Source organism: Pseudomonas sp. MWU13-2100, from assembly GCF_023242365.1.
Lineage (GTDB): Bacteria > Pseudomonadota > Gammaproteobacteria > Pseudomonadales > Pseudomonadaceae > Aquipseudomonas.
This window is the reverse complement of sequence record NZ_JALLIX010000003.1, coordinates 60,975-77,872: the sequence shown is the minus strand read 5'-3', so window position 1 is coordinate 77,872 and position 16,898 is coordinate 60,975. Positions and strand designations below refer to the sequence as shown.

General features: G+C 62.9%; 17 protein-coding genes and 2 pseudogenes. 12 read left to right on the top strand and 7 right to left on the bottom strand.

Annotated features, from left to right (window positions below; genetic code table 11):
* Positions 1-95 precede the first annotated feature (95 nt).
* The 4 genes from M5B99_RS03355 (at position 96) to M5B99_RS03340 (ending at position 3,724) form a co-directional block, all read left to right on the top strand.
* Entirely contained in the window at positions 96-989 is an 894-nt protein-coding gene (locus M5B99_RS03355) for a LysR family transcriptional regulator ArgP (protein ID WP_248802644.1), read from the top strand.
* Positions 990-1,041: 52 nt separating this feature from the next.
* On the top strand, positions 1,042-2,040 hold the full coding sequence (locus tag M5B99_RS03350; protein ID WP_248802643.1) for an NAD-dependent epimerase/dehydratase family protein: 999 nt from the start codon (positions 1,042-1,044) through the stop codon (positions 2,038-2,040).
* A 114-nt stretch (positions 2,041-2,154) separates the two neighbouring features.
* Positions 2,155-3,003, top strand: coding sequence for an ATPase (locus M5B99_RS03345; RefSeq protein ID WP_248802642.1), 849 nt, complete (start codon positions 2,155-2,157; stop codon positions 3,001-3,003).
* 400 nt (positions 3,004-3,403) lie between these two features.
* A complete protein-coding gene (locus tag M5B99_RS03340) occupies positions 3,404-3,724 on the top strand; it encodes a hypothetical protein (RefSeq protein WP_248802641.1) in 321 nt (106 codons plus the stop codon).
* Between the two features lie 22 nt (positions 3,725-3,746).
* Here the strand turns inward: M5B99_RS03340 and M5B99_RS03335 are convergent, their stop codons facing one another.
* Positions 3,747-4,865 (bottom strand): enoyl-CoA hydratase/isomerase family protein, encoded by a 1,119-nt coding sequence (locus M5B99_RS03335; protein ID WP_248802640.1) that lies wholly within the window; start codon positions 4,863-4,865, stop codon positions 3,747-3,749.
* A 132-nt stretch (positions 4,866-4,997) separates the two neighbouring features.
* On the opposite strand from M5B99_RS03335, the gene ung reads away from it, so the two are divergent.
* Positions 4,998-5,690 carry a uracil-DNA glycosylase gene (gene ung / locus M5B99_RS03330; RefSeq protein WP_248802639.1) on the top strand — a complete coding sequence of 231 codons (693 nt, stop codon included), beginning with the start codon at positions 4,998-5,000 and terminating at the stop codon, positions 5,688-5,690.
* Between the two features lie 185 nt (positions 5,691-5,875).
* Here the strand turns inward: ung and M5B99_RS03325 are convergent.
* The 3 genes and pseudogenes from M5B99_RS03325 to M5B99_RS03315 all read right to left on the bottom strand — a co-directional run.
* A pseudogene (locus M5B99_RS03325) lies at positions 5,876-6,162 on the bottom strand (tripartite tricarboxylate transporter permease); the annotation flags it as partial.
* Positions 6,139-6,285, bottom strand: a pseudogene (locus M5B99_RS03320) (tripartite tricarboxylate transporter TctB family protein); the annotation flags it as partial. The pseudogenes M5B99_RS03320 and M5B99_RS03325, both read right to left, overlap by 24 nt.
* A gap of 58 nt (positions 6,286-6,343) precedes the next feature.
* Entirely contained in the window at positions 6,344-7,321 is a 978-nt protein-coding gene (locus tag M5B99_RS03315; protein WP_248802638.1) for a Bug family tripartite tricarboxylate transporter substrate binding protein, read from the bottom strand.
* Between the two features lie 246 nt (positions 7,322-7,567).
* On the opposite strand from M5B99_RS03315, the gene M5B99_RS03310 reads away from it, so the two are divergent.
* Together M5B99_RS03310 and M5B99_RS03305 are read left to right on the top strand one after the other, a co-directional pair.
* A complete protein-coding gene (locus M5B99_RS03310) occupies positions 7,568-8,239 on the top strand; it encodes a response regulator (protein WP_248802637.1) in 672 nt (223 codons plus the stop codon).
* A complete protein-coding gene (locus M5B99_RS03305) occupies positions 8,232-9,620 on the top strand; it encodes a sensor histidine kinase (protein WP_248802636.1) in 1,389 nt (462 codons plus the stop codon). The genes M5B99_RS03310 and M5B99_RS03305 overlap by 8 nt, the downstream gene beginning before the upstream one ends.
* Positions 9,621-9,753: 133 nt before the next feature.
* On the opposite strand, the gene M5B99_RS03300 is transcribed toward M5B99_RS03305, so the two are convergent.
* Together M5B99_RS03300 and M5B99_RS03295 are read right to left on the bottom strand one after the other, a co-directional pair.
* On the bottom strand, positions 9,754-10,575 hold the full coding sequence (locus M5B99_RS03300) for an HDOD domain-containing protein (protein ID WP_248802635.1): 822 nt from the start codon (positions 10,573-10,575) through the stop codon (positions 9,754-9,756).
* Positions 10,576-10,598: 23 nt separating this feature from the next.
* A complete protein-coding gene (locus M5B99_RS03295; RefSeq protein ID WP_248802634.1) occupies positions 10,599-11,540 on the bottom strand; it encodes a YgfZ/GcvT domain-containing protein in 942 nt (313 codons plus the stop codon).
* A gap of 150 nt (positions 11,541-11,690) precedes the next feature.
* Here M5B99_RS03295 and M5B99_RS03290 point away from each other — a divergent pair, with 150 nt between their 5' ends.
* A complete protein-coding gene (locus tag M5B99_RS03290; RefSeq protein WP_248802633.1) occupies positions 11,691-11,945 on the top strand; it encodes a succinate dehydrogenase assembly factor 2 in 255 nt (84 codons plus the stop codon).
* Complete coding sequence (locus M5B99_RS03285) at positions 11,929-12,381, top strand: protein YgfX (RefSeq protein WP_248802632.1); 453 nt, start codon at positions 11,929-11,931, stop codon at positions 12,379-12,381. The genes M5B99_RS03290 and M5B99_RS03285 overlap by 17 nt, the downstream gene beginning before the upstream one ends.
* On the opposite strand, the gene nadB is transcribed toward M5B99_RS03285, so the two are convergent.
* Positions 12,350-13,966 carry an L-aspartate oxidase gene (nadB, locus tag M5B99_RS03280; RefSeq protein WP_248802631.1) on the bottom strand — a complete coding sequence of 539 codons (1,617 nt, stop codon included), beginning with the start codon at positions 13,964-13,966 and terminating at the stop codon, positions 12,350-12,352. The genes M5B99_RS03285 and nadB overlap by 32 nt on opposite strands.
* A 541-nt stretch (positions 13,967-14,507) precedes the next feature.
* Between nadB and rpoE the strand changes: the two genes are divergently transcribed.
* The 3 genes from rpoE to M5B99_RS03265 are packed head-to-tail and all read left to right on the top strand — an operon-like array spanning position 14,508 to position 16,694.
* Positions 14,508-15,089 carry an RNA polymerase sigma factor RpoE gene (gene rpoE, locus M5B99_RS03275; protein ID WP_017127586.1) on the top strand — a complete coding sequence of 194 codons (582 nt, stop codon included), beginning with the start codon at positions 14,508-14,510 and terminating at the stop codon, positions 15,087-15,089.
* Positions 15,090-15,120: 31 nt separating this feature from the next.
* Positions 15,121-15,714 (top strand): sigma-E factor negative regulatory protein, encoded by a 594-nt coding sequence (locus tag M5B99_RS03270; protein WP_248802630.1) that lies wholly within the window; start codon positions 15,121-15,123, stop codon positions 15,712-15,714.
* A gap of 8 nt (positions 15,715-15,722) precedes the next feature.
* Positions 15,723-16,694, top strand: coding sequence for a MucB/RseB C-terminal domain-containing protein (locus tag M5B99_RS03265; RefSeq protein ID WP_248802629.1), 972 nt, complete (start codon positions 15,723-15,725; stop codon positions 16,692-16,694).
* The last annotated feature ends 204 nt before the right edge of the window (positions 16,695-16,898 follow it).

Genomic DNA, 16,898 nt, shown 5'->3' with positions numbered 1-16,898 from the left:
GTCGGTGTCCTTGGGTAAGCAGTGAATGTGGGCATTCTGCGGGGCGATGTTGTATAAGAAAAACCAATAATGATGATCGCCCATTAGGAAAACTGATGTTCGACTATAAATTGCTCTCCGCCCTGGCGGCCGTGGTCGAGCAGGCCGGCTTCGAACGGGCGGCCCAGGTGCTGGGGTTGTCGCAGTCGGCGATTTCCCAGCGGATCAAGTTGCTCGAAGCCCGGGTCGGCCAGCCGGTGTTGGTGCGGACCACGCCACCGAGCCCGACCGAAATTGGCCGGCGCCTGCTCAACCATGTGCAGCAGGTGCGCCTGCTCGAGCGCGACCTGCAGAGCCAGGTGCCGGCGTTGGATGAGGAGGGCCTGCCGGAACGCCTGCGTATCGCCCTGAATGCCGACAGCCTGGCGACCTGGTGGGGTGAGGCGGTGGGGGATTTCTGTGCCCGCCAGCACCTGCTGCTGGACCTGGTGGTGGAGGACCAGACCGTGGGTCTCAAGCGCATGCGCGCCGGCGAGGTCGCCGCGTGTGTCTGCGCCAGTGAGCGCCCGGTGGCCGGTGCGCGCAGCGTGCTGCTGGGGGCGATGCGTTATCGCGCGTTGGCCAGTCCGGCGTTTGTCGCCCGGCACTTTCCCCGGGGCATCGATGCGCAGACGTTGGCCCGCACGCCCGCGCTGGTGTTCGGTCCGGATGACTTCCTGCAACACCGTTACCTGGCGGCACTGGGCGTGGAGGGCGGTTTCGAACATCATCTGTGCCCGTCATCGGAAGGCTTTATCCGCCTGACCGAAGCCGGCCTGGGCTGGGGGCTGGTGCCGGAATTGCAGGTGCGCGGGCAGTTGGCCCAAGGCAGCCTGGTGGAATTGATTGCGGATAAAACCATCGAGGTGCCGTTGTACTGGCATCATTGGCGCAACGGTGGGCAATTGCTCGGGCAGTTGACCGAGCATCTGGCGCGCTCGGCGGCGCGATGGTTGGTGCCTCTGGCGTGACGGGCAGCGTTTAAGTAGCAGGCAACACGAATCAAGGCATTTGGAGCACGACATGAAAATTCTGGTCACCGGCGCGAGCGGCTTTATCGGCGGGCGCTTTGCGCGTTGCGCCCTGGAGCAGGGCCATGAGGTGCGGGTCAACGGCCGCCGGGCCGAGAGCGTCGAGCATCTGGTGCGGCGTGGCGCCGAGTTCATCCAGGGCGACCTGACGGACCCGCAGTTGGTCCGCGAGCTGTGCCGTGATGTCGAGGCCGTGGTGCATTGCGCCGGCGCGGTGGGCCTGTGGGGGCGTTACCAGGACTTCCACCAGGGCAATGTGCTGGTCACCGAGAATGTGGTCGAGGCCTGTCTCAAGCAGCAGGTCCGGCGCCTGGTGCACTTGTCGTCGCCCTCGATCTATTTCGACGGTCGCTCGCACCTGGGGTTGACCGAGGAGCAGGTCCCCAAGCGTTTCAAACACCCTTACGCGGCGACCAAGTACCTGGCTGAACAGAAGGTTTTTGGTGCCCAGGAGTTCGGTCTCGAAGTGCTGATGCTACGCCCGCGTTTCGTCACCGGTGCCGGCGACATGAGCATTTTCCCACGCCTGCTGAAGATGCAGCGCAAAGGCCGGCTGTCGATTGTCGGCAACGGCCTGAACAAGGTCGATTTCACCAGCGTGCACAACCTCAACGAAGCCTTGCTGAGCAGTTTGCAGGTCGGCGACTCGGCCCTGGGCAAGGCTTACAATATCAGCAATGGCACGCCCATTCCGTTGTGGGATGTGGTGAACTACGTGATGCGCCAGATGCAGGTGCCACAGGTGACCCGTTATCGCTCCTTCGGCCTGGCCTACAGCGTCGCCGCCTTGAACGAAAGTGCCTGTGCCCTCTGGCCTGGACGTCCCGAGCCGACCCTGTCGCGCCTGGGCATGCAGGTGATGAACAAGGATTTCACCCTGGACATCAGCCGCGCACGGCACTATCTCGGTTACGACCCCAAGGTCAGCCTGTGGGCGGCCCTCGACGAGTTCTGTACCTGGTGGAAAGCCCAGGAGCCGGCAGCCGTTTAAATATTCGCTTACCACGACTGAACCGAATTCCGGGTTCAGGGTCGATCAGAGCGGCGGGCTTGGGCGGTATACTCGCTGCATTTCGCTATCACTGCGGTTCAGAAAGGTTCTTTCATGCGTAACGATGCCAACGACGATTTCGATGATGTGCCCAGCCTGCGTGCCGATGCGGACGACCATGATGATCACGCCGGTGTCGCCCCCGTACGCGAACGCACCCGTACCCAGGTTGCCGCCACACCACGGCTCAAGGTCAAGGTGCCGAGTACCGGGCCGCTTTGGGCGCTGGTTGGGGCCTTGTTCATTGCCTTTGCCGGGTTGGCCTGGTGGAGTTTCCAGCAGATCACCCTGATGGAGCAGCAGTTGGTGGCGACCCAGGAAAGCTTCGCGCGTATCAGCGAGGAAGCGGCGGGGCGCTTGCAGGCGATTTCCGGCAAGGTGGTCGCCAGCGAGTCGAGTGTCAACAGCGACAGCGAAGCGCTGAAGTTGCAGATCCGTCAGCTCGAAGGCAAGTTGCTTGAGCAGGGCCGCCAGCAGCAGGGCGTTGCCGGGCAGGCCACCGGTCTTGAGCAACGCCTGCAACAGATGAGCGCGTTGACGGCGGACCAGCAGAGCGCCAACACCCAGTTGCAGGCCCAGGTCAAAAGCCTGGCGGCGGAAGTCGCCAGCCTGAAGGGCGCCCAGGGTGATGCCGGCAAGCTCGACGCGCAGGTGAAGAGCAATGCCGCCGAAATTGCCGCCTTGAAAAAGCAGGGTAATGGCAGTGCGGCGGTCGAGCGTATCGAACAGGAACTGATCGTGCTCAAGAGTGAGCAGGACAACCGTCAGGCCGCGGGTGGGCAGGCGGGCTCCAACACGGCGGAGTTCGATGCCTTCCGTGGGCAGGTCACGCGCAATATCACCACCTTGCAGAACCAGATCCAGAACCTGCAGGAGCAGATCAGCGCAAAACCCGGAGCATAGCGGGAGCGGTTTTGTGTAGGCGCGGAGCTTGTCGGGGGCGCTGCACCGCCGCGAAGAGGCCCGTGAGGGCGCCAGAAGCTTCGCGGGCAAGCTCCGCTCCCACATAGATCTTCGGTTGCATGAGGCGTCTCGGTTTGACACGGACATTGTGGAAGCCGGCTTGCTGGCGATGGCATCTATAAGATCGTCACAGGCTTCGCGGGCAAGCTCCGCTGCCACAGGCTCCAATTAAATACCTACAGATTTTGTGGTGTAAGTGCTGGCTGGTGTTGTGGCGGAATTTTCGCCGCCGGGGCACTCGTCGAGGGTTTCGCGGTCTGATCTGGTGTAGGCAGGCATTGGCCCGCTTACGTCGGACAGCGTCGCTGTCCGGCGCCCTTTAGCGGTCCGGGAGGCCGCCATGCACCCTCGAATCCTTCTCGCTGCAAGCCTGTCCCTGGCGCTGTCCGCGTGCGTGCCCTACTACGATGGTGGGCCCAGCTACTATCGCTCCGATGTCTACACCGCACCGGCACCGGCCTATTACTACGGTGGCGGTTCCTACTACCGGCGTGATTATTATGTACCGGCGCCACGCTATTACGCACCGGCGCCGACCTATCGCCCTTATCCGAACCGGGGTTGGGGCTGGGATCGGCATCAATGGCGCGGCGACGACGGCGATGGCGGCCACGGTCACCGTGGTGGCGGTGGCCGTGGTCATGATGGCCGGGACAACTAGCCGGGACCAACCGGGATGCCGCTCAGTAGTCTGACAAGTCCGCCAGTGGGTGGCGTCCCTCCCAGGCCTTCTGGAAATGTGCCTCGACCACCGCTTCCGGCACCGCGGCGATATCCGGCCAATGCCAGCGCGGTTCGCCGTCCTTGTCGATCAGCCGCGCCCGCACGCCTTCGCTGAACTCCGGGTGGCGGCAGCAGTTGAGGCTCAGGGTGTATTCCATCTGGAACACCTGCGCCAGCGACAAATGCCGGGCCCGAGCGATCTGTTCCCAGACCAGATGCGCGGTCAGCGGGCAGCCCTCCTTGAGTTGCCTGGCCGCCCGGGCCAGGCGTTTGTCGGCGTCTTCGGCCAACTGCGCAATGGCTTTCCAGGCGCAGCGCACGTCGCTGACATCCAGCAGTTCATCGATGCGCTCGCGTAGCGGCAGCCATTGCGCTTGCGGTTGCGCTTGCTGCTCGCGGGCCTGACGTTCCAGCGCCTTGAGCAGGCTGTTAAGTTGCATTGCCGTCTGTTCCTGCCAATTGAGCCGCAACAGTCCTTCGATCAGTTCTTCCTGTTGATCGTCGCCCAGCAGCCGGTCGGCCAGCCCCAGGTCGATGGCGTCGCGAGCGTTCATCTGCGCGCCGGTGAGGCCGAGGAACAAGCCCAGCTTGCCCGGCAGCCTTGACAGGAACCAGCTGGCACCGACATCCGGGTACAAGCCGATACCGATTTCCGGCATCGCCAGGCGGCTGCTCGGGGTGACGATGCGAATGGCGGCGCCTTGCAGCAGGCCCATGCCGCCGCCGAGGACGTAACCATGAGCCCAGCACAGCACCGGCTTGGGGTAGGTGTGCAGGCGGTAGTCGAGGCGGTACTCCGAGGCGAAGAATACGCTGGCCAGCGGTGGCACGGCCCCCGGGTGGGCCTGGCAGGCCTGGGCCAGGCTACGCACCTCGCCACCGGCGCAGAAAGCCCGGGCGCCGTTGCCGCGCAACAGCACACAGACGATGTTCGGATCCCGCGCCCAGGTCTCCAGACGTTCGTCCAGGACCTGGATCATCGGCAGGGACAGCGCATTGAGGGTGTGTTCGGCATCCAGCGTGGCGATTCCCAGGCGGGCGCCGTTGATACCGGTGAGTTCTTCGAAATGCAGGTTCATCGTGACCTCGCTACTCGTTGAATGCACAGTATGATCCTTGTGTGGGAAAGTGCCGGTTCTGTCTCGGATCAATTGACAAGCGTGATGGGCTTTCCTAGTGTCCGCCCCAATTTGTTATTTCCGGATACGATCATGACCGACGACGACCGCATCAAACTTGAGCCCAGCTGGAAGCAGGCGCTCCGTGAAGAGTTCGACAAGCCCTACATGAGCGAGTTGCGAGAATTTCTGCGCCAGGAGCGTGCCGCCGGCAAGGAGATCTATCCGCCGGGACCGCTGATCTTCAATGCGATGAACAGCACGCCGCTGGATCAGGTGAAGGTGGTGATCATCGGCCAGGACCCGTACCACGGCCCGGGCCAGGCCCATGGACTGTGCTTTTCGGTGCAGCCGGGCGTCCCGGCGCCACCCTCGCTGGTCAATATCTATAAAGAGTTGCAGCGTGACCTGAATATCGACATCCCCGGGCACGGTTATCTGCAAAACTGGGCCGAGCAGGGCGTGTTGCTGCTCAACACCACCATGACCGTGGAGCGCGGCATTGCCGCTTCGCATGCCAATCGCGGCTGGCAGTTCTTTACCGATCGGATTATCGAGGTGGTCAGCGAGCGCCAGGACAAACTGGTGTTCCTGCTGTGGGGCGCCCATGCCCAGGGCAAGCAGAAGCTGATCGACGCGACCAAGCACCTGGTCTTGAAGTCGGTGCATCCGTCACCGCTGTCGGCCTATCGCGGCTTTATCGGTTGCGGACATTTCAGCCGAACCAACAAGTTCCTCGAACAGAACGGCCTGGCGCCGATTCAGTGGGCGTTGCCGCCGCTCTGACGGCCTTGGGCGGCAGGGGGGGGCGGGTCAGTTAAGAGAGATCTCAAGTCACGCCAAGATTTGTGGCGAGCGGGCTTGCCCGCGCTGGGCTGCGAAGCGGCCCTATAGTCAGCGATCTCATTGTGCCAGGCAGAACGCTGTCACAGGTTTCAGGGCTGCTTAGCGCGGGCAAGCATGGGCTAGTGGTCGAGGGTGGTCATCACGGTGGAGGCCTCGCCGGGAATATTGAGCAGGATCGAGCTGATCCGCCCGCCGTACTCGCAGCCCAGGTACAGCGCCGCCGGCAGGATCAGCGCCGATTCCGGCGGCAGACCGAGGGCGAAGGCAATCGGGATCAGCAGCGCCACGCCATTGATCGGGCCCAGGCCTGGGAGCAGGCCGACGACGGTGCCGCACAGGGTCCGCACAGAGCGGTCACCAGATTGTAGAGGCTCAGGGTGACGTCGAAGCCCAGGCCCATCAGGCCGAGCATCAGCGGCGGGTAAGCGCGCGGGCCGACCGGTTCGTAGAAAAAGGCCGCCTGATAGGGTCAGGCCATCAGGGCCAGGCCGACGCAGGCCAGCAGCACGACGGCGAACAGTCGTTGTAAAAGCATGGGGCGAACTCCTGTGGCGCGCCCCCTGGCCGGGGGCGCGAACGCTAGGCGGAGGCGATCACTGAATCAGGCCGAATTCCTTGGCCAGCACCTTGTAGTCGGCGACCTGTTTCTTCACATAGGTGTCGAGTTCGGGGCCGGTCATGGCGAAGGGGAACAGCGCGCGCTCATCGCGCAGCTTGGCGAACTCTTTCGAAACCAGGAGTTTGTCGAAGGCGGCTTTCCACCAGGCGTAGTCTTCGTCGCTGACCTTGGGCCCCAGGTAGAAACCGCGCACCACCGGCCAGACGATGTCGTAGCCTTGCTCCTTGGCGGTGGGGATGTTCTTCATTTCCGGCTTGTCCAGGCGTTGTTCGGCGAACACCGCCAGCAGGCGCATGTCGCCGCTCTGGATGTACGGCATGGAGTCGGCAGTGTCGGTACTGCCGACCTGGGTTTGCCCGCCCAGCAAGGCCGTGATGATTTCGCCACCCCCTTCGAGGGCCACGTAACGCAGGTTGCGCGGGTTGATCCCGGCAATCTTGGCGATCAGCGCGGCCTGCATCCAGTCTTGGCCACCAACGGTGCCGCTAAAACCGATGACCACCTTGCGCGGGTCGGCCTTCAGTGCCTTGACCAGGTCGGCGAGGGTTTTATACGGTGAGTCGCTTTTCACCGCGATGGCGCCGTAGCTGGTACCAACGGTGGCCAGCCAGCGCACGGCGCCTTCATCGAAACGGCCGAACTTGCCTTGCGCCAGGTTCAGCAGCGAACCGCTGGACCAGGCCACCAGGGTGTTGGCATCGGCCGGGTGCTGGGTGATCACGTCGTTGTAAGCCACGGCTCCGACGCCACCGGGCATATAGGTGACGCGCATGGGCGTGCTGAGGATTTGTTCGTTGAGGAGCGCGCTTTGCGCCAGCTTGCAGCTCAGGTCGAACCCACCACCGGGGGCGGCCGGGGCGATGCATTCGGGGTGTTCGGGTTCGGCGGCGAAGAGCTGTCCGGCAAACAGTAAACACCCGGCGGCGCGGGCGAAGGTGCGTAATGGCGGCATGGTGGAGTACTCCGTTATTGTTCTTGTGCGGGCGCCACCACGTTGAAGTGTTTTCGGCTTCAGGGGTGGTAGCGGCAGTGCTCGTAACTTCCCGTTAAGGGATTATAACGGTTCAATCTTTCACTATGCTTTCATTGTGGTAGGCCCTGCAAACAGAGGCGGTGATGGCTAGCGGTGGTTTGTTTATCCGGTAGACTCGGGCCCCGGAAGGGCGTTTGACGTCACCCTTGTCTAGGTAGGAAAACCATGCGTGTGCTTCTGGTCGAAGACCATCCCCAACTGGCTGAAAGTGTGGCCCAGGCGCTCAAGAGCGCGGGGTTGACCGTGGATGTGCTGCACGATGGGGTGGCCGCTGACCTGGCATTGAGCAGTCAGGAATACGCCGTGGCGATTCTTGACGTGGGCCTGCCGCGCCTGGACGGGTTCGAGGTGCTGGCCCGTTCGCGTGCACGGGGCAAGAACCTGCCGGTACTGATGCTGACCGCGCGCAGTGATGTGAAGGACCGCGTCCATGGGCTGAACCTGGGGGCGGACGATTACCTGGCCAAGCCGTTCGAGCTCAGCGAACTGGAGGCGCGGGTCAAGGCGTTGTTACGGCGCAGCGTTCTGGGCGGTGAGCGTCAGCAGCGTTGCGGTGCGTTGGTCTACGATCTGGACACCCGGCGTTTTACCCTCGGCGACGAACTGTTGACCCTAACGTCTCGTGAACACGCGGTGCTCGAAGCGCTGGTTGCCCGACCCGGTCGGGTGATGAGCAAGGAGCAGTTGGCCGCGCAGGTCTTCGGAATGGATGAGGAGGCCAGCACCGAAGCCATCGAAATCTACGTACATCGTCTGCGCAAGAAGCTCGTCGGCCAGGCGGTGGCCATCGTCACCTTTCGTGGTCTCGGCTATCTGCTCGAGCATCGCGATGCATAAGGCCGGCAGTCTGCGCTGGCGGCTGCTGCGCAACCTGGCGCTGTTGCTGGTGGTGTTGATGCTCGCCAGCGGTTGGAGTGCCTACTACAATGGTCGCGAGGCGGCGGACACGGCTTATGACCGCACCCTGCTGGCCTCGGCGCGAACCATCGCCGCGGGCCTGTCGCAACGCGACGGCAGCCTGAGCGTCAATGTACCGTATGTCGCTCTGGACACTTTTGCCTATGACAGCGCCGGGCGGATCTACTATCAGGTCGACGACATCCACCGGCAGTTGATTTCCGGTTACGAAAACCTCCCAGCACCACCGCCCGGCACGCCGCGCACCGATGACTATCCGGCGCTGGCGCGGTTCTACAATGGCCAATATCGGGGGCAGAAGGTGCGGGTGGTGAGCCTGCTCAAGGTGGTCAGCGAACCGAATATGAACGGCACGGCGGAAATTCGCGTGGCCGAGACCGTTGAGGCCCGGGAGAACCTGGCCCGCAGCCTGATGGCCGACACGCTGTTGCGCGTGGGGATGCTGGCGCTGGGGGCGCTATTGCTGGTGGGGTTTGCCGTGAGCGCGGCGTTGCGTCCGCTGGAACGTTTGCGCGCGGCTGTGGAGGAGCGTCAGCCGGATGATCTGCGGCCCTTGCCGCTGGTGGAGGTGCAGCATGAGCTGCAGCCGTTGGTGCGCTCGCTCAATCATTTCACCGAGCGCCTGCGTCGACAGTTCGAGCGCCAGGGGCAGTTTATCGCCGACGCCGCCCATGAGTTGCGCACGCCGCTGGCCGCGCTCAAGGCGCGTCTTGAGCTGGGCTTGCGAGCGACGGAACCGACGACCTGGCGCGAGACCCTGGAGATCGCAAGCCAGGGCACGGACCGCCTGACCCATCTGGCCAACCAGTTGCTGTCGCTGGCGCGGATCGAAAATGGCGCACGGGCGATTGCCGAGGGCGGCGCGCAATTGCTCGACCTCAGTCAGCTTGCTCGGGAGCTGGGCATGGCGATGGCGCCCCTGGCCCATGCGCGGGGCGTGGCATTGGCGCTGGAGGCTGATGAAGCCGTGTGGCTACGGGGTGAGCCGACCTTGCTCAACGAACTCTTGAGTAACCTGGTGGACAATGCCCTGGCTCATACGCCGTCGGGCGGCAATGTGATTCTGCGGGTCGGCTTGCCGGCGGTGCTGGAAGTGGAGGACGACGGACCGGGGATTGCCCAGGAGGAGCGTGAGCGGGTGTTCGAGCGGTTTTACCGGCGCCACCAGCAGGGCGTCGGCGCAGGGCTGGGACTGGCGATTGTCGGCGAGATCTGCCGGGCGCATCTGGCGCAGATCACTTTACATGATGCCCGGCCACACGGCTTGAAGGTTCGAGTGAGCTTTGTCGCCGCCTCCTGAAAACATTAAAGAACCTGTAGGAGCAGCCGGTCGACGCTCGATTGCTCGCGATGGTAGTCCAGGCGCCGTAGGGTATCGACTGCCCCGCGGTATCGTTAACGACCATCGCCAGCAAGCTGGCTCCTACAGTTTTTTAGCGAAACATCTCCCGTGCCTCGTTGAGCTGATCACTGAGCGTGCTGCTCTGCGCATCAAGCCCCAGCTTGATAAAGGCTTTCAAGTCGCCCAGCGCTATTTGCCCGAAAGGATGCCCGGTGCCTTGATGGCAAAACACACTGGCAATCTGCACCAGGCCGATGTAATCGATGCCCTTGCTGTCACGCTCCAGGTTCAGGTATTGCCCGGGCAGCTTGGCGAGCATTTCCGGAAATTCCCAGACCTTCAGCAACTCGTCGCCGAGCAACGGGTGAATGCTGTCGATCACATGATCCAGGCTCAGCGGATCGGCGAGCAACTCGTAGTGGTCTTCGGCATAGGTCAGGATCGGCAGGACACCGATCTGGTGCACCAGCCCGCCCAGCGCCGCCTGGTCCGGCTTGAGCGGGGTGAAGTTGCGGCACAGCACGTAGCAGACCCCGGCGATCTCCAGGCTCTTGCGCCAGACCTCGCGCATCTTCTGTTCCACCACTTCGGAGCGGGCATTGAAAATCTGTTCCATGACCAGGCCAATGGCCAGGTTGCTGCTGTAGTTGACGCCCAGCCGGGTGATGGCGGTGTGCAAGTCGGTAACTTCATGGCTGGCCCGCAGCAAGGGGCTGTTGACCACCTTGATCAAGCGCGCCGACAACGCGGTGTCGCCACCGATCACTTTGCTCAAGGTACTGACGCTGATCTCCGGATCTTCCGCCGCCTTGCGAATCTTCAGGGCCACTTCCGGGAGCGTTGGCAGAACCAGGTCATCGTTGTCGATGGCCTTGACCAAATCCCGTTGGACCTTTTCCGCCAGCTTGTTCATTTCAATTCTCTAGGGCGGTGCGGTTAACGCTGGATTTCGCTATCGCGGTCCAGTTGATAGGGCAGGTCCAGCAGTGTCAGGGCCGGACCTTGCAAATCGCCCAGATGGACATGACCTGCTTCCGCAGCTTCGGCCTGCAGCACGGCCAGTAGTTCAATGCTATTTTCCGCCCGGGCGGCGATCACCACTTCGCCGATGGCACTGCCATGGGAGGGGGCGAACAGCGCGCTACCCGGTTCCGGCAGTTGTTCGGCGACCAGTGCCAGACGATAAAGGCGACGCTTGAGCTTGCCCAGATACTGCATGCGGGCGACGATTTCCTGCCCTGTATAGCAGCCTTTCTTGAAGCTTACGCCACCGACCGCCTGCAAATTGAGCATTTGCGGAATAAACAGTTCGCGGGTCTGCGGCATGACCTGGCCGATACCGGCGCGTACCTGGCCCAGCAGCCAGGTGTTCAGATCGGCTTCGCGCAACACGCCCGCCAGATGTTCGCGCACCCGGGCGGCCTGATCCGCCGGAACCCAGAGTTCGCTGCGCCCCGGGGAAACCCGCAGCGCCATCAAGCCGTCCGCGTGGACCAGGGCGTCGGTTTCGCCCGGCAGCTCAAGGCCCAGGCCTGACAAGGCGGCGTCGCCGTCGCCGAGTCCGAAGCGGACCCAGCCGGCGCTTTCGTCGGTGAGTTTGGATTTGGAGAACACGGCGTATTTTTTCAGGTCCGCCAGTTGCGCTTCGAGCAGTTCGCTGGCCATCGCCAGCAGCACGCCGTCGCCTTCGAGCAGGATGCGGAAGCTCGACTGCATGCGGCCTTTCTGCGTGCAGCGGGCACCGAGACTGGCCCGGGCGTCACTCAGGTAGTTGAGGTTGCAGGTCAGTTGGCCCTGGAGAAACTTGGCGGCGTCGGAGCCGCGGACGGCAAGAACGCCTTCGTGGGTCAGCGTGCAGAAAAAAGCGGAATCGGCCATGGGTCATCGCAGCGGAAAAAGGATGGGAGACATCATAGAGGGGCGCCTGGCAAATGGGTAGTTCACAACGCCGCCGGCGTCCCCGACCAAAGCCGACTGTCGGCGCGCGCGCAGGGCTGTATACTTGCGCTCAAATTTGAGGAGCGCTCCATGGTCGAAGATGTAGAACTCAATCGCCTCTATTGGCACAGCCGTCGCGGCATGCTGGAGCTGGACGTGTTACTGGTACCGTTCGTCAGGGAGGTGTACCCGCATCTGAGCCAGGCCGACCGTGACTGCTATCGCAACCTGCTCGAATGCGAAGACCAGGACATGTTCGGCTGGTTCATGGAGCGGTCCGAGTCGCAAGATCCGGAGCTGCAGCGAATGGTTCGCATGATCCTGGATCGTGTCCAGCCCAAGTAATCTGTTCGAATGTCGCTGGCAGGCCTCACGGCTGTTGCCGGCGGCGTATCTCGGGGCCCTGGGCCTGGCGCTGGTTTCGCTTTATTGGCTGGATATCTCGCTCTGGGCCAGTCTGTCCGGGGCTTTGCTGTGCCTGCTGCATGGTGCCTGGGTGTTGCCGCGGCAATTGCTGCTCAGTCATCCGTCGGCCTTTACCGGCTTGCGCCGTGACGGGCAGGGTTGGCAGCTGTGGAGCCAGGCCACAGGCTGGCAGCCGGTGCAATTGTGCCGCGACAGCCTGGCCTTGCCGGGGCTGGTGCTGCTGCGTTTTCGCCTGCCGGGCGAGCGCCGGGTCCGAGCGCTGTGCGTGCCCTGGGATGCGCAGGCGCCGGATGTGCATCGGCGCCTGCGGGTACGCTTGAAGTTCAGTCGGCGTAGGTGGGCGGCACCAGGATAGTGTCCAGCGCCTCGGGCAGCAGGTCCGGGTAATCGAGGGTGTAATGCAGGCCTCGGCTTTCCTTGCGCGCCATGGCCGAACGAATCATCAGTTCGGCGACCTGGGCCAGGTTGCGCAACTCGATCAGGTCGCGGCTGACCTTGTAGTTGCTGTAGAACTCATCGATCTCGTCCAGCAGCAGGCGCACCCGATGTTGCGCCCGCTGCAGGCGTTTGTTGGTGCGCACGATACCGACGTAGTCCCACATGAAACGCCGCAGCTCGTCCCAGTTGTGCGCGATGATCACGTCCTCGTCGGAGTCGGTCACCTGGCTCGCATCCCAGCTCGGCAGGGCGGCCGGCACGGCGACCTGGGGCAGTTGCCGGAGAATGTCCGCCGCCGCCGAGCGGGCGTAGACGAAGCATTCGAGCAGCGAGTTGCTGGCCATGCGGTTGGCACCGTGCAGGCCGGTGAAGCTGGTCTCGCCGATGGCATAGAGACCGGGCACATCGGTACGGCCCTGCTGGTCCACCAGCACCCCGCCGCAGGTGTAGTGCGCGGCCGGGACCACCGGGATCGGACCTTTGGTAATGTCGATGGAAAATTCCAGGCAGCGCTCGTACACCGTCGGGAAGTGCGTCTTGATAAAGGCTTCGGGCTTGTGGCTGATGTCCAGGTAGACGCAGTCGATACCCAGGCGCTTCATTTCATGGTCGATGGCCCGGGCCACAATGTCCCGTGGTGCCAGCTCGGCCCGTGGGTCGAAGCGCGGCATGAAGCGTTCGCCGTTGGGCAGCTTCAGGTGCGCACCTTCGCCACGCAGGGCCTCGGTGATGAGAAAACTCTTGGCCTGCGGGTGATACAGACAGGTGGGGTGGAACTGGTTGAACTCCAGGTTCGCCACCCGGCAGCCCGAGCGCCAGGCCATGGCGATGCCGTCGCCGCAGGCGCCGTCGGGGTTGCTGGTATAGAGGTAGACCTTGGCCGCGCCACCCGAGGCGAGCGCGGTGAAACGTGCGCCATAGGTGTCGACCTCGCCAGTGCCGCGGTCGAGCACATAGGCCCCCAGGCAACGGTCGCCGGCCAGGCCCAGGCGTTTTTCGGTGATCAGGTCGACGGCCACCCGTTGTTCCAGCAACTCGATATTGGGGCGCCGGCGGGCTTGCTCCAGCAGGGTCTTGAAGATCGCCGCGCCGGTGGCGTCGGCGGCATGGATGATGCGCCGATGGCTGTGGCCACCCTCGCGGGTGAGGTGGAATTCGAAACCACCGTCATCGGCGCTGGCGGCTTCATCACGGGTAAACGGCACACCCTGGTCGATCAGCCACTGGATGGCCTCGCGGCTGTGCTCGACGGTGAAACGCACGGCGTCTTCGTGGCACAGGCCACCGCCGGCGTTGAGGGTGTCCTCGACGTGGGACTGCACGGTGTCGGTGTCGTCGAGCACCGCGGCGACTCCGCCCTGGGCCCAGAAGGTCGAACCATTGGCCAGGTTGCCCTTGCTCAGGACGGCAATGCGCAGATGGCTGGGCAGGGTGAGCGCCAGGCTCAGGCCGGCGGCACCGCTGCCAATGACCAGCACATCGTGTTGAAAATGTCGGCTCATCTGAAACATCCGAAAAAAGCGCCCGGGGGCAGTTGCCGGGCCCCGCCCGACAGCCCACTAGTATATGGCTGGGGGGAGCGGCACAATAGCCGGGCCTTTGTGGCATTGTGAAAGGGCTGTGGGTGCCGAGTGTGCGCCAGTCCATGCCGCCGTGCATGCGCTTTTGCAGGGTAAGGCGATGATTTTTCAGCTATAACCAGGGCTCAGGCAGTCGTGGTCAGCATAACTATCACAATGCCATTACCCGCTGGGGGTTCCGGGAACTTTTACGGGGCTCCAGGCTCCCATGCGGGGTGCCTGAAAGAAGGGGACAGCGTCGGCTTTATGCGAGGTGCCTGAGACGGCCTTCGCAAGCAGATTCGACGACCAGATTATTCACGCAGTCGGCGTTGGCCGTGCTGCGTTTTTCGTGTGTGTCCGTTCGGCGGGCCACAGGAAACTTGCTTGAAGGGGGAGAACTTTTGCCAGAAGCCCGAGTCTATGTTTGCAAGCCTGGTCAATTATCGATGCGCGCCTCCTTCAGGTCCTATGAGGAGTGTTCATGCTAACCCAGGAAGAGGATCAGCAGCTGGTCGAGCGCGTTCAACGTGGCGACAAGCGGGCATTTGATCTGCTGGTGCTGAAGTATCAGCACAAAATTCTCGGGTTGATCGTGCGGTTCGTGCACGACACCCATGAAGCCCAGGACGTTGCACAGGAGGCCTTTATCAAAGCCTACCGTGCGTTGGGCAATTTTCGCGGTGACAGTGCCTTTTACACCTGGCTTTACCGCATCGCCATCAACACGGCGAAGAACTATCTGGTATCCCGCGGTCGCAGGCCGCCAGATAGCGATGTGAGTTCAGAGGACGCGGAGTTCTACGACGGCGATCATGGCCTGAAGGATCTCGAGTCGCCGGAGCGGGCATTGCTGCGGGATGAGATCGAAGGCACCGTCCATCGGACCATCCAGCAATTGCCAGAAGATTTGCGTACGGCTTTAACTTTACGTGAATTCGACGGTCTGAGTTATGAGGACATTGCAGCGGTCATGCAGTGTCCGGTGGGCACCGTGCGCTCCCGGATTTTCCGCGCTCGGGAGGCCATCGATAAAGCCCTGCAGCCGTTGTTGCAGGAAACCTGAGACAGCGGCGACAGCCAAGAGAGGAACCGCCATGAGTCGTGAAGCCCTGCAGGAATCGCTGTCCGCGGTGATGGATAACGAAGCGGACGAGCTGGAATTGCGTCGGGTGCTCAATGCCCTTGACGATGCCGAGACCCGTGCCACCTGGTCTCGTTACCAAATCGCCCGGGCAGTGATGCACAAGGAGCTGTTGGACCCGCGCCTGGATCTGGCTTCGGCTGTTTCCGCGGCCCTGGCCGATGAAGAAGTCCCGGCGAAAAACACTCGCGGTCCTTGGCGTACCCTGGGTCGCCTGGCCGTTGCGGCTTCGGTGACCTTGGCGGTACTGGCCGGTGTGCGCCTGTATAACCAGGATGACATCGTCGGCGCCCAACTGGCCCAGCGGTCGAACCAGCCCGGCCTGGTTGCCCCTACGGCCAAAGGCCCCGCGGTGCTCGCCGGCTACACTGAAAGCAGCGACCCGTCGACTGGCCCGATGGCCAACGGCGTGCTGCAGCAAGGCCAGTCCGGCTGGCACGATCAACGTCTGCCTGGCTATCTGCGCCAGCATGCGCAACAGGCCGCGCTCAAGGGCACTGAAAGCGCTCTGCCTTACGCCCGTGCCGCCAGCCTGGAAAACCGTTAAGGAGGATCATGCGCGCGCTACCTCTTCTAACGCTGGTGCTCAGCGGCTGGTGGGTTCTTCCAGCCCAGGCCGATGAGGCCCAGGATTGGTTGAACCGCCTTGGGCAAGCCGAGCAGCAGCAAAGCTTTCAGGGCACTTTCGTTTACGAGCGCAACGGTAGTTTTTCTACCCATGGCATCTGGCACCTGGTGCGCGATGGCAAGGTTCGTGAGCGTCTGGTCCAGCTCGATGGCTCGGCACAAGAGGTTGTTCGCGTCGATGGTCACACCCAGTGCGTCAGTGGCGCGCTGGTGGCGGGACTCGGCGATATGCCGGATGCCCGTACTCGTTCGCTGGACCCGCAAACCCTCAAGACCTGGTACGACATCGCCGTCATCGGCAAGTCGCGGGTGGCCGGTCGTCCGGCCGTGGTGGTCTCGCTGACGCCGCGTGACCAGCATCGCTATGGTTTTGAACTGCATCTGGACCGTGAGACCGGCTTGCCCTTGAAGTCATTGTTGCTCAATGACAAGGGGCAGTTGCTCGAGCGCTTCCAGTTCACTGAACTGAATACCGCCCAGCCCCCCGAGGAACGCCAGGTACAGCCGAGTGCCGAGTGCAAGCCGGTGGTCCTGTTGGCCAACCAGGCCCAGCCCAAGGCGCAGGGTGCGGTGACGCCCCAGCTATGGCATTCGGACTGGTTGCCACCGGGTTTCGAACTGGTCAGCAGCACGGCTCGGGTTGACCCGGCGACCAAGGTCGAGGTCAGCAGCCTGATGTATGACGACGGTCTGTCGCGGTTTTCGGTATTCCTCGAGCCCCTCAACGGTGCCTCGGTGACGGACGCCCGGGCGCAGTTGGGGCCTACAGTTGCGGTGTCCCGTCGCCTGACCACGCCGGGCGGCGATATCATGGTCACGGTGGTGGGCGAGATTCCCATCGGTACCGCGGAGCGGATTGCTTTGTCCATGCGTTCCGGCGGTGTTCAGGCCAAGCAGTGAGTGGCTGAATCATGAGGCCCGTGGAGGCGGTGCAGAAATGTCTGGTGATCAAATTCATTTGCAAATTTCCCCGAGTTTTTCTATAGGTCAGAGCCTCTTGGCTCTGGCCTTGTTTGCTGTTTCCGGTCCGCAAGTCCCGGTGTGTCATGCCAGGGGTTGGCAAGGGCCTATCGCTTAACCATGCTCGTTGTTCACGGGAGCCAT